This window comes from Citrobacter europaeus (assembly GCF_037482245.1).
Classification (GTDB): domain Bacteria; phylum Pseudomonadota; class Gammaproteobacteria; order Enterobacterales; family Enterobacteriaceae; genus Citrobacter; species Citrobacter europaeus.
On record NZ_CP148084.1, the window covers coordinates 2,381,354 to 2,393,722 of the forward strand.

Sequence of the window (12,369 nt, forward strand, 5' to 3'; positions counted from 1 at the left end):
TGTTTGCTTTCACTGTTATGAAATTCATGAGGTCCCGGATGACGCATCACCAGCCCGATTTGTCTCAACTTAATCATTCGCTGATATGGGATGGTTTTCGGCAGCTTATCCCGGTTTCACTCTTTGTCGCTATTTTTGGTGCCGCCTTTGGCCTGGCCGCATCGCAGAAAGGAGTGGACCCGACGTCGGCGACAATGATGAGTTTGCTGGTTTTTGCCGGTTATGCTCAATTCGCCACCTTAGAGCTTTGGACCGATCAGGTTCCTGTATTAACCCTTATCGCCACCGTTTTTGCCATTAATGCCAGGCATCTGTTAATGGGGGCCACTTTATACCCGTGGTTGCGCGCGTTAACACCCGCTAAACGCTACGGGATCATGATGGTCGTTTCCGATGCTAACTGGGCCATGTCCATACAGGCATTCAGCAGGGGAAGCGCGGGGTTGGGATTACTCTTTGGTGGCGGTCTTGCGTTATGGCTTTTTTGGGGAGCAGGGACCCTGGCAGGACTGTATTTTGGGAGCGTTATCCAGGATCCCAAAAGCGTTGGTCTTGATATGGTCATGGGGTGTTTTCTCCTTTCTATGGTGTTCGAAGGGGAAAGAAACCTGAGGATGTTGATTATCTGGGCCGCAGCGGCCAGTGCCTCGCTGATAGCGTATAAATGGTTACCAGAAAATAGTCATGTGATCGCTGGAGCCCTCGCCGGAGGTATTACTGGAATTATCATGAGAGAGAAAAAATGAGTATTGAGACGGTAGGCACAGGACCTCTTATTATTATTTTTATTATGGCGTTGGTCACACTCGTTACCCGATGGGGTGGTGTCTGGATTATGTCCTTTGTGCCTTTTAATCACCGAATAAAAGCCTTTATTCAGGGGATGTCAGGCTCCGTTCTCGTGGCGATTTTAGCCCCCGTTGCCCTCACAGGCGACAAAGGCGCTCAGATGGCATTATTGACCACGGCCGTCGTGATGCTGGTTTATAAAAGACCTTTAATAGCTATCACCCTTGGGATTGTCGTTTCAGCCTTGGTCAGATATTTTTAAACCGTTCCTGAGCTAATCCTTCGATACATTTAAGCGAGTGCTATGAGCCTAATGCCACGAACGATCGTTTTAATTCCCGGGTATATGCTGAATGAAATGCTCTGGCATGAATTTGAAACATACCTGCCGGCAAACTGTATTGTTCATCATGCTTCCGTAACCGGAGGACTAACCCTCCATGATATCGCGCAGCATATGAGTACCTGTCTGCCTGACAAATTTACGTTGATAGGTTTTTCACTGGGAGGGTACATTGCCCGGCAGTTTGCTGCAGATTTTTCGGATCGTGTGGAGTCCCTGGTACTGATTGCCAGTTCGTTACGGGAGGATACGCCATTAGAGGCGGAATCAAAGCGGCAAAGCGTGCAGTCATTGTCACCCGCAACGTTTAAGGGGCTGAGCAGCAATGCTATTGCCCGGTCACTGCACCCCCTAAACGCATCAGATCGGGATATGATTTCTACTATCCAGCAAATGGGACGTTGTCTCGGATTTGAAGCCTTCATTACGCAATCGACCTTAACCCGACAAGGTATTCCTTCAGCAACGATAGGTTGTCCCACTCTGGTTATTGCCAGTGAAGATGACGCCATCCGTTCCATGCAGGAGGCGGAGGAACTGGTCGATGCCATACCTGGTGCATCGTTGAGAACCATCAAGGATTGCGGTCATATGATCCCGCTCGAACAACCTGAGGCGTTGGCGAGAACCATTACTGAATGGATCTCAGTCGGGTAAATTACTGCAGTGGGTAAGGTCTGCTATTGGCACTTAGCGGGCTGATTTCGATACTATGCCGGACCCGCTAAACAACATGCGGATACCCAGGCCAATCATGACAACGCCTGTAAATCGTTCCTGCCATTTGATAACGCCTGGGTGTTTACCTAACCAGTTTCCAAATGCTCCTGATGCCATCGCGACTGATCCCAGGGAAACAATTCCAGCCAGCTTTTGGATACTGCCCAGAACAAGCAATTGCAGCCAGACAGGACCCGCTGCGGGATCGACAAACTGAGGAAGAAAAGCAAACATGAAGAGCAGGGATTTTGGGTTAGTCAGGCTGTTTAGGGCGCCTTCCTTAACGGCATTCCAGTCAGAAATTTTTGCCGTTTTTCGCAGACGCGTATCTGTGCCTGAAGTTGCAATCATTTTTATGCCCAACCAAATAAGATAAGCCGCACCAACCCACCTTAGTAAATCTAGCGCTACTGGCCAGGCATGAACAACGGTTACCAGCCCCAGGACAAGAAAAGAAACTTGCACAAAACCAGCTATAAATACATTGCCCAGTACCGTAAGCAGTGCAATACGTCTTCCCTGGCCGACTCCTCGGGCGATAGTCAGCATCATGTCTGGCCCCGGAGAAATCTCCAGAAGCGTCAGCGCGAGAAGGAAAGTCATAAACGTTTCGATGGAAGGCATCTTGGTAGAGTCCGGAATAATATTTCCGCTACGTTACCTCAGTCCGATTTGAGTCGAAAGCGGAATGTACTGCAATGTCAGCTCCTGGCACAGCGCTGACATGCTAACTGGGTTAAAGATCCGCTGTAAGCGAAAAGCGGATGTTTACACTCATGATCACCGCTTATGTACGCATTACGAACATAGCACTGTATTAATCATCGGTAGCAGTTCAGCTTAGCCATGTACACTTGCTTTGTACTAATATGTTTATCTAACAGATGCTTTAAGAAATCGCCTCAAAATGGATTTATCAACATGACTAGAACAGAAAGACTTCTCGAGTTACTACAAATATTAAGGGCACAAAGATATCCGATCACAGCATCCATCCTCTCAGAAAGATTGGGAATAAGTGTACGCTCCCTTTACAGAGATATAAAAACGCTGCAGCATCAAGGAGTATGCATTGAAGGTGGAGCTGGAATTGGTTATATCGTTAAATCTGACTTTCATTTGCCTCCCTTAAATCTTTCTCATGAAGAAATAAATGCTATTACACTTGGGTTAAATTGGGTATCGCACAATACAGATTGTAATTTCAAAATTACCGCAAAGAATGCGCTTGCGAAAATACACGCCGTCATTCCCAGTGAATTGAAAAATCTTATTGAGAGTCAATCCTATCTGATCGGTCCTTCAGAAAACAATGAGATTTTTTTTGAAGACATTCGCAATGCTATAAAAAAAAGAAAGAAAATCAAAATAAATTATTGTGATAAAAAAGATTCTTACACTTCACGAGTCATATGGCCCATCGGATTGGTATACATGGAGTCGTGCTGGCTTTTGGTTGCATGGTGCGAGATGAGAAATGATTTTCGTCATTTTAGAACTGACAAAATTGAAGATATTGTGCAACTTGACTCCAACTATTGTGAAAGCAGGACAATTTTATTGAAAAAATGGAGAATAAAAGAAGGGATCTGCGAGGGGAAAGAGTACTGACAAAAACTGTCACAGATGGTTTGTATACTATCCCAGATGAAAGACTCAATTCTACTTCATAGGGGGTGGTTATGAATTTCCAGAATAAAATTGCCGTTATAACAGGAAGCACTACAGGTATAGGTGAGGCCGTCGCAGAGAAATTACATAAGCATGGTGCAAAAGTTGTTATTGTATCCCGCTCGTCAGAACAGGCTAAACAAAAAGCGAAACAATTATCTTCACAGGGACAACAAGCCATGGGGATCGGATGTGATGTGTCACAGCCCGAACAAGTACGGCAAATGATAGATGAGGTTATCAAACATTTCGGCAGGCTTGATTATGCTGTAAATAATGCAGGCTTAACAGGTGAACATGGTAAAAATATAACAGAGCAGACAGTTGAAAACTGGGATAAGGTTATTGCTACCTCATTGAGCGGCGTTTTTCACTGCCTAAAATATGAAATACCCCAGATGATGAAGTTTGGTGGATCTATAGTTAATTTATCTGCAGTAAATGGTCTGGTTGGCATTCCTGGATTAGCACCTTACACCGTGGCTAAACATGGTATAATCGGTTTAACTCAAACCGCAGCGCTAGAGTTTGCATGTCAAGGCATTCGAATCAATGCAGTCGCTCCGGGTTATGTCCAAACCCCAAGAATGAGTGAGTTCCCTGAAAATATTGTAAGTAGTTTCGCAAATAGCCACCCTATGAAAAGGATGGCAAAAATGCAGGAAATAGCAGACTTCATATTGTTCTTGCTGTCAGACAGTTCTACATTCTGTACCGGAGGCGTTTATCCAATCGATGGAGGTTATTTAGCTGAGTAGAAAAAACCAAAGTCTTTTTAAGTGTAAGAATTGCTTTGCCAAAGTGGTAGGCTCAATGGAAGCGTTAGAATATAAAATTAACGCTTCCATTACAGGGCTAGTGAAAACAATATTTTCGTTATGGATTAATATGTGTATAGATGATTGGTTCATACATCATGCCATTAGCAACGTCCGCCCCTGGCACACAACTGACGTCGGTATCAAGCAAACCGACGCCCGTTAATATTAAGCTGAACGATTAATTAACCTATTCCCCCGTTTCGTCATCTTCTTGTTGAGACCCTGATACCATTACGGTCAGTGTCATCTACTTCACAACACACATCGGCCTGCCAGATGCCGGCTCGGGGTGTATCTCCGTATCCACGCTGAATACGGTTCTTAGCAATCCAGGGTTCATCACCTCTTCTGGTGTGCCTTGTGCCATAACATGTCCGTTCGCCATCACCACCAGATGATCGCAGTACCGGCTGGCCTGATTAAGGTCATGCAGCACTGCGACCACCGTTTTCCCTTGGGCCCGGAGTTCGCCCATCAACCGCATCAGTTCTACCTGGTGATTGATATCGAGATAGGTGGTTGGCTCATCGAGGAGTACAACGGGCGTATTCTGGGCCAGGACCATCGCCAGAAAGGCGCGCTGGCGCTGACCGCCGGAAAGTTCGGTTAACCGTCGTTCGGCAAGATGATGGATTAGGGTCTGGCTCATGGCGGTATTAACCCGCGTATTGTCTTCAGCGGAAAGCCGCCCCCAGAGTGACAACCACGGGTTGCGGCCGTACGAAACCAGCTCCCGGACGGTGATCCCCTCTGGCGTTAAATGGTGCTGTGGCAGCAACGCCAGCCTGCGAGCGAGCTGGCGCGATGAAAACGCGTTAATGAGATGATCGCCGAAAAATACGCTGCCGGACTGCGGCATTAACAGCCGTGAAAAACAGTTTAACAACGTCGATTTCCCGCAACCGTTAGGGCCGAGCAGGGCGGTTATCTTCCCCGCTGGCAGTGCGAGTGAAACGCCGTCAAGCACCTTATTTGTACCGTAACAGACCGTCAGATTCTCAGTTCGTAATGTCATTTATCGCATTCTCACAAGCAGCCAGACAAACCATGGCGCACCGATAATGGCGGTCAGCACGCCAGCTGGAAGCTCCAGCGGGGGATGAATAATTCGCGCCAGCATATCGGCAACCACCAGCAGCAATGCACCTGCCAGGGCCGAAACGGGCAGCAGCCAGCGGTGACGTCCGCCGGTAATGCTGCGCACCATATGCGGCACCACAAGCCCAATAAAGCTGATCGGGCCGCAGACGGCCACGCCGGTTGACGTCATAGCAACAGCCAGTAGCAAAGCCCGGAACTGGGTACGCGGTACCGACACACCGAGCGTGGTGGCGCGCGCATCGCCCAATGCCAGGAGGTCGAGATCGCGGCAAAAACTCAGGCTCAGCGGCAGAAACAACATCAGCAGCGGGAGGGCAATCTTCACAAAGCTCCAGTCACGGCCCCATAAACTGCCGGTTAGCCAGAGCAGGGCGCTGTTCACATCCTGCGGGCGCGCGAGCATCAGATAATCCGTCAGGCTGGCCCAGCAGGCAGAAAGCGCGACCCCGGTGAGCGCCAGCTTTATTGGTTGGCTGGAGTTTGCCAGCATTTTCAACAGGATCAGGCCCGCCATACCACCGGCAAAGGCCAGCGGCGGTAGTGCAATCACCGGGAGTGACGGCAGGAGAAGCAGTGCGCCCACAGAGGCCAGGCTGGCGGCATGGTTTACGCCGAGTATATCCGGCGATGCCAGGGGGTTACGCACGATCCCCTGCACCAGCACGCCTGCAACCGCGAGGGCTGCGCCAACAAACAGCGCTAGCAGCAGTCGCGGCAGGCGGTACGCCGTTAACACGTAATGATACTCGCGCCCGGTCTGCCAGTCGGTCAGCAGGGCGCGCCAGGGAACGGAGATCACTCCCATTTGCAGCGACAGCACTGAAAATCCTGCCAGCGCGAGGGCGATGAAAATAACTAGCGCAATTTTCATCCACGCCTCCTGACCAGCCAGACAAAGCAGGGCGCACCAATCAGAGCCACCACGGCTCCCGCGGGTAATTCGCCAGGGAAGGCCAGCGCGCGGGCCAGAACATCGGCCAGTAGCAGCAGCGTGGCGCCCATAAGCATGCTCATCGGCAGGACTTTGCGCTGGTCGAATCCCACCCAGAAGCGAGCCAGATGTGGCATCAGCAGGCCGATAAATGCCACCGGGCCAGCCACGCTGACGCAGGTACCGACCAGAAGCAGCACCAGAATGTTGATGATTAAACGTAGCTTCGGCAGATTCACCCCCAGCGTGCGGGCGGTGCTGTCGCTGACGTTAAGCAGGTTCAGTTGATTAGCCATCAGCAACACCACCGGTACAGCAACCGCCACCACCGGGAAAAGCTGCCAGAATTCCTGCCAGCGTGCGTGGGATACGCCTCCCGCAAGCCAGTAAAAAATGCCGTAGGCGTGATCTTCCGTCAGCAGCAGGGTGATACGGGTCAGGGCCATACAAAAAGCCGAGAACGCGATACCCGCGAGGATCAGTTTGTTTCTGTCCTGGGTATGGCGGAATCCACCGCCTGCGGTCATCACCAGCAGCCAGCTCACGCCGCCGCCGCAGGCGGCGATAAAGGCGATGGAGTAACCCGTTATGGACACAGGGCTGATGGCGCTGGTGAGTGCCATCGCCAACGCCGCGCCGCTGTTAATGCCGAGTAGCGAAGGGGAGGCCATTGCATTATGCGTCAGCGTCTGCAGCAGCGTTCCCGCGAGAGCCAGGCTTGCGCCGATCAGAATGGCGACCAGGCTTCGCGGCAGACGAAGGTTTTGCACCAGCGCTTGTGGAAGCGTCGGCACATGACCCGGCAGCAGGGCGCGAATGGCATCAACGCCAGAAACAGGAATGGCCGAGTAGCAAAACAGACTCAGCCAGAAGATTGCGATAAGCGCGACAAGGGGAAGTCCCCACTGCAACGCTGGATGTTTGAAAACTGTCATTTCACATCGGATAAAGGCTGGTGATGAAAGATTTTTACCGTGTCGCTGGCAATGCGTTCGGCCGCGAAAATGCCGCGCATTCGCGCCCAGGCGTTACTGTCGACCGACGCCGTCTGCTGTTTTTGCGCCGCGGTTAACATCTGCCATAGCGGGTCTTGCTGCCAGCGTTTAACGATGCTTTCTTCGCGATAGTGCGCGACCAGCAGCCATGCAGGATTGAGCGCCAGCAACTGTTCCAGTCCGATGGACGGCATAGACGCGCCCGACATCGCCGCAGGTACCTTCAGCCCCAGAGCGGTCAAAACGCTCCCGGTCCAGGTCTCCTGCGTGTGCAGGTTGAACTGCTGCTCCCGAGAGGTACCGAACAACACCAGCGTGCCTTTTGGCAACTGGCTGGCCCATGCCGACATCTGTTGTTTGTGTCGCTCCAGACGTAACTGCATCTGTGCCTTTTTGCCAACGACTTCACCGATGATGGCCGCAGACTGCAGATTTTCAGCGTAGGTTTCATTGCGAGACTTAAGCAGCAGCACCGGTGCGATTTGCTGTAATGCGCTGTAAATAGCCGCATGGCGGCTGCTGTCGGCAATGATCAGATCCGGTTTCAGCACGCTGATAGCTTCTAAACTTGGCTGTGCACGCGTGCCGACAGATTGCCAGGGGTTAAGACGGGCGCGAACCTCTGGAAGAATGCGCGCGGCGTCGTTATCGTCGGCAATGCCGACCGGACTGACATCGACGGCGGCCAGTGCATCCGCGAACGACAGTTCCAGCACGACTATCCGCTGTGGCGTTTTATCAAGCGTAAAGGTGCCATGTTCGTCATGTATCGTGGCGGCAAAGGCGTGACTGGTGAGTAGCAGAGCGGCGAATAGCGTGCGTAATGGTGTGAACATGTGAGTTGCCTGTGTCTTGTGGCGCTGCGCTTACCCGGCCTGTAAAAAACAGCATTCAGGCCGGGCAAACGGGATTTAGAACTTCAACGACCCCTGCATATACAGCGTGCGCGGTTGGCCTGTGTAGATGCCTTTGTTGTTGTCGTCGTAAGAGCGGGTGAAATACGCCTGGTCGAAAATATTTTTCACGCCGAACGCCAGATTCAGGTCTGCCATCTGCGGACCAAAGTCATAGGCTACGCGTGCGCCCCAGAGCATGAAGCCAGGGATGCGGCCGGTGCTGCCGTCGGCGCTCTCTTTAACGGTATTGGCGTTATCCGCAAACTGGCTGGACTGGAAATCGCTGTTCAGGTTGAAGGTCCAGTTGCCCGGCTTATAGTCCACGCCCAACGTGCCTTTGTGTTTCGGCGAGAAAGGCACCTGATTGCCGTAGGTATCGCCTTTCTCACGAATCTCGGCATTCACATACGCATAGCTTGCGTAGATCGACACGTCGTCGAGCGTTGGCGTCAGCGTGCCGAGGTCATAGCGGGCCTGGGTTTCCAGCCCGGTATGGCGCGTTTTACCGCGTGCGGTAACGGTGTCGTTGGTCTGGTTAGAATCGTACTGATTATTAAAGTTAATCAGGAACAGCCCCATTTCCGCTGTCAGCGCGCCATCGTCGTATCGGGTTCCAAGCTCCCAGGTTCGCGCTTTTTCCGGTTCCACATTGCCGCTTTGCACAGCCTTGCCAATTTGGCTGTACTGTACGGTGCCGAACGAGCCTTCGGTGTTTGCATAAAGATTCCAGCTGTCAGTCAGGTGATAGAGCACGTTTAGCGCCGGAAGTGGGGCGTTATAGCTCACTTCCTCATGTGTGCCTTTGATGGCGTTGTTCTGATATGACTCGATATGTTCAAAGCGCATACCCGGTGTGATAGTCCAGTTGCCGACGTCGATTTTGTCATCCAGATACCAGGCGTGCGCTTCGGTGCCGGAACGGGTGTCGCGATCGTAAGGGCTGGCGTTGGACGGCAGTTGTCCGCTGCTGGTGGCGGTGTAGTAACGCATTTCATGGGTCGACTCGCTCACATAGCGGTAACCTACGCCCACTTCGTGCGCGGAAGAGCCCATCATAAAGCTCTGACTGTAGCGAGGTTCGATGCCGCGTACCCAGTAGTTACGCGGTGAAAGGGTGAGGCGTTTGCCCTGTTCCAGATATCCGCTGCGTAGGGTTTCGGTGTAGAAGCCCTGAATATTGAATTTATGCTGGCTGTCTGGCTGGAACTGATAGCCGAGGCTTGCCAGCTTGCGGCGTCCCCAGAAGCGATCGTAAGGGCGTGTGGATTGCCAGCGATCGGCGTTGTAATCCGCGCGAGACAGGCCACCGGGCATGTCGGCTTTACCGTCGTAGTATTGCAACAGACTGTTGAAGGTATGCACTTCGTTTGGCGCATATTTGCTTTTCAGCATCAGGTCGTCGATGCGCGTCGCGCTGTGTTCGCGCCAGTCGCTGCCGCGAGTGCCGGAGTATAGCAGGGCGGTACCAAAACCGTTATCTGCCGTACCGCCCATCATCAGGTTGTGTGTCTCTTTTGGATTATTCTGTGAGGACGTTGGGCTGAGCTGGCCTTCCACGCCGGCTTCGATACCGAAGTCTTGCGGAATAGCGCGGGTGACAAAGTTCACCACGCCGCCCACGCTCTGCGGCCCGTAACGCACTGCTCCACCGCCGCGTACCACGTCGATGGCGTCCATATTTCCGAGCGAGACGGGTGCCAGTGAAAGCTGTGGCTGGCCGTAAGGGGCAAACGGCACGGGAATACCGTCCATCAGTACGGTTGATCGACTGGCGAGGCGCGGGTTCAGACCGCGAATACCAAAGTTCATTGCCAGATCGTGGCTGCCGGTACCGTTGTTTTCCGGGGCGGTGACGCCAGGAATGCGGTTCAGCACCTCGCGCATAGTTGTTGCACCGGTTTTGGCGAAATCCTCACGGCGGATAACGTCACGCGCGCCAGCATGTTCGAATACGTCGTTTTCGCGCGCATCTCCCAGCCAGTCGCCCACTACGGTCAGAGCATCTTCTTGCGGGGTTGGCGCAAGCTCAAGCGTCCAGCTGTTATTGCCCAGCGATTTCACCTGCAGGCCGCTACCGCTCAGCAGGTGTTGCAGACCAGTTTGGACGTCGTAGTCACCGTGAAGACCGTCACTCTGTTTGCCGCGCGTCAGGCTGGCGTCAACCGACAGGGTAATTCCGCTGAGCGCGGCATACTGGTTAAGGGTTTTGTCGAGCGAACCCGGAGCGATATCAACCTGTGCTGCGAAGGCGGATAACGATAACCCCGCCAGCGGCAGCAGGCTCAGGCGAATGGCGTTAACCAAAGGTGTTGTTTTGCGAAAAACGCGTAAAGGCGTCATACCTTCTCCATCATCATTTTTGTTGTGTTCAGCTATGAGTCGAACGAGAAGGGGAAAAAGGACAATCGAAATGAGAATTATTTTTCTTACAATGCGGATATATTTACCCAGTATCGTGTAACTGACTGAATTTTAACTGGAAGTGTCTGGGCAATCACATCCAGGATCGCATCAGTATTTTTCAACGGGAAAGTTCCACTCAGGCGCAGTCCGGCCACAGCCGGATCGCAACGCAGCACGCCGTTGCGATAACGGCCGAGCGCGGCAATCACTTCACCCAGCGGTTTATCGCTGAAGCTCAGTACGCCCTGGGTCCAGGCGGCGTTGTCATCATCCGCTGAAGCTATCGCACCAAACTCAGACGCGCTAAACAGCAGACTCTCACCAGCGTTGACGATGCGTTTTTCCTGCGGACGGTTTGCCAATATGACTTCAACAGCGTGCTGTTGAACGATGACGCGCGTGGCGTTGTCCTGCTGGAAGACGGTGAATTTCGTGCCTAAGGCGGTGAGCTGACCCTGGCGGGTCATCACCCGGAAAGGCCGCCGCTGGGCGTCTTTTGCCGTGGTAATGGCAATTTCACCGTACCAGAGGTGAATAGCGCGCTGTCGCGTATCAAAACGAACATCTGCGGCGCTTTGCGTGTTGAGCGTCAGCAGCGAGCCATCGTCCAGCCGCTGATGGCTGACCGCGCCTTTGGCGGTGCGGTAGTCGGCGCGCAGCCCTTCACCGGCTTCAGATTGCCAGAGCTGCCAGCCGCCGCCCACGCCCAGCAGCAACAGTAACCCTTTCATGACGTGGCGACGGGTAAGGCGTGTATCGTGCAATGCCCGGCTGGCGACATCGCCCGGTACGTGGCTGAGTTGGCTGCGCAGGTTTTCAACCTGTTGCCATGCCCACTGATGATCTTTGTCCTCTTCATACCATTGTTGCCAGCGCGCTTCCTGCTGTGGGCTGACGCGCTCGCCGCTCAATACGGCATACCAGTGTGATGCCGATCGCAATGCCTGGCGGCGAGAATCGGTGATAGAAGCGCTCACAGGCCGTGCTCCAGTCGAAACAGCAAACAATGTTCGATAGCCTTTGCCATATACTTTTTCACCGAGCTGACGGAAATACCCAGCTTTAGCGCGATCTCGCTGTATGTCAGACCATCCAGTTGCGAAAGCAGAAACGCTTCGCGTGTTTTGCCATTTAGTCCATCAAGCATGCAGTCGATGAGTTGCAGGGCTTCGAGCTGGCTTTCCCGTACCTCGGGCGAAGGCGCCAGCCCCTCAGGCATAAGCGCCAGCATCTCCAGGTAGGCTTTCTCCAGCGCGTGTCGGCGGAACAGGTCGACCATCACTCGTTTGGCGATAGTGCACAGGAAGGAGCGAGGATCGCGGATTGTCGAGAGCGTGTCGCTGCCCATTACCCGTAGGAAAGTGTCCTGGGCAATGTCATCTGCATCAAAGGCGGACTGGAGTTTGCGCGTCAGCCAGCTTTTCAGCCAGCCGTGATGTGCGCCATAAAGCGACTCGAGCGTAAATGAAGCAGTGGTAGTGGCGTGGTCAGACATGCGGAATGCATCAAAAGTTAATTATCACGCGGTCATATTAATATGAGAATGGTTATCATTACAATTAGAAATATAAATTGTATGTCGCTGAGGGTTTTAAGATGTTGTTTTTTATGAAAAATAGTTTCAGAGACTTATTAGCATGAGCGGAGACTGGTATTTCGTCCTGACCTGACGACCCGAAAGCAGGATCACTAAATCTTC

13 protein-coding genes are annotated in these 12,369 nt (G+C 52.6%); 5 read left to right on the forward strand and 8 right to left on the reverse strand.

All coding sequences use genetic code 11. The features are described 5' to 3' along the window. Positions 1–38 precede the first annotated feature (38 nt). Genes WHR59_RS11215 through WHR59_RS11225 form a run of 3 tightly spaced genes read left to right on the forward strand, consistent with a single transcriptional unit; the run spans position 39 to position 1,789 of the window. Positions 39–746 carry an AzlC family ABC transporter permease gene (locus WHR59_RS11215; protein ID WP_087050607.1) on the forward strand — a complete coding sequence of 236 codons (708 nt, stop codon included), beginning with the start codon at positions 39–41 and terminating at the stop codon, positions 744–746. Next, positions 743–1,051, forward strand: coding sequence for an AzlD family protein (locus WHR59_RS11220; protein WP_087050606.1), 309 nt, complete (start codon positions 743–745; stop codon positions 1,049–1,051). Before WHR59_RS11215 ends, WHR59_RS11220 begins: the two co-directional genes overlap by 4 nt. A 42-nt stretch (positions 1,052–1,093) precedes the next feature. Continuing rightward, positions 1,094–1,789 carry an alpha/beta fold hydrolase gene (locus tag WHR59_RS11225; protein ID WP_100194437.1) on the forward strand — a complete coding sequence of 232 codons (696 nt, stop codon included), beginning with the start codon at positions 1,094–1,096 and terminating at the stop codon, positions 1,787–1,789. 33 nt (positions 1,790–1,822) lie between these two features. Here WHR59_RS11225 and WHR59_RS11230 read toward each other — a convergent pair whose 3' ends face one another. Next, the gene (locus tag WHR59_RS11230) at positions 1,823–2,476 is read right to left on the reverse strand and encodes a LysE family translocator (protein ID WP_043016471.1); all 654 of its coding nucleotides are present in this window, start codon (positions 2,474–2,476) and stop codon (positions 1,823–1,825) included. Positions 2,477–2,773: 297 nt separating this feature from the next. Here WHR59_RS11230 and WHR59_RS11235 point away from each other — a divergent pair, with 297 nt between their 5' ends. Beyond that, a complete protein-coding gene (locus WHR59_RS11235; RefSeq protein WP_338843997.1) occupies positions 2,774–3,463 on the forward strand; it encodes a YafY family protein in 690 nt (229 codons plus the stop codon). Between the two features lie 71 nt (positions 3,464–3,534). Then, a complete protein-coding gene (locus WHR59_RS11240) occupies positions 3,535–4,281 on the forward strand; it encodes an SDR family NAD(P)-dependent oxidoreductase (RefSeq protein WP_338843998.1) in 747 nt (248 codons plus the stop codon). 310 nt (positions 4,282–4,591) lie between these two features. Here WHR59_RS11240 and fecE read toward each other — a convergent pair whose 3' ends face one another. The 7 genes from fecE to fecI all read right to left on the reverse strand — a co-directional run bounded on the left by fecE (position 4,592) and on the right by fecI (position 12,165). Beyond that, a complete protein-coding gene (gene fecE / locus WHR59_RS11245) occupies positions 4,592–5,359 on the reverse strand; it encodes a Fe(3+) dicitrate ABC transporter ATP-binding protein FecE (protein WP_080625121.1) in 768 nt (255 codons plus the stop codon). Then, on the reverse strand, positions 5,360–6,316 hold the full coding sequence (fecD, locus tag WHR59_RS11250) for a Fe(3+) dicitrate ABC transporter permease subunit FecD (protein ID WP_080625122.1): 957 nt from the start codon (positions 6,314–6,316) through the stop codon (positions 5,360–5,362). It lies immediately after the preceding gene. Further along, positions 6,313–7,311 (reverse strand): iron-dicitrate ABC transporter permease FecC, encoded by a 999-nt coding sequence (gene fecC, locus WHR59_RS11255; protein ID WP_043016466.1) that lies wholly within the window; start codon positions 7,309–7,311, stop codon positions 6,313–6,315. Before fecC ends, fecD begins: the two co-directional genes overlap by 4 nt. Next, positions 7,308–8,207, reverse strand: a complete 900-nt coding sequence (locus WHR59_RS11260; protein ID WP_200006967.1) for a Fe(3+) dicitrate ABC transporter substrate-binding protein — start codon at positions 8,205–8,207, stop codon at positions 7,308–7,310. The genes fecC and WHR59_RS11260 overlap by 4 nt, the downstream gene beginning before the upstream one ends. A gap of 75 nt (positions 8,208–8,282) precedes the next feature. Beyond that, positions 8,283–10,607: a TonB-dependent Fe(3+) dicitrate receptor FecA gene (gene fecA / locus WHR59_RS11265; protein ID WP_080625124.1), complete on the reverse strand. Its 2,325-nt coding sequence runs from the start codon at positions 10,605–10,607 to the stop codon at positions 8,283–8,285. Between the two features lie 86 nt (positions 10,608–10,693). Then, on the reverse strand, positions 10,694–11,647 hold the full coding sequence (fecR, locus tag WHR59_RS11270) for a ferric citrate uptake sigma factor regulator FecR (protein ID WP_338843999.1): 954 nt from the start codon (positions 11,645–11,647) through the stop codon (positions 10,694–10,696). Then, a complete protein-coding gene (gene fecI / locus WHR59_RS11275; RefSeq protein WP_043016462.1) occupies positions 11,644–12,165 on the reverse strand; it encodes a ferric citrate uptake sigma factor FecI in 522 nt (173 codons plus the stop codon). The genes fecR and fecI overlap by 4 nt, the downstream gene beginning before the upstream one ends. Between the last annotated feature and the right edge of the window lie 204 nt (positions 12,166–12,369).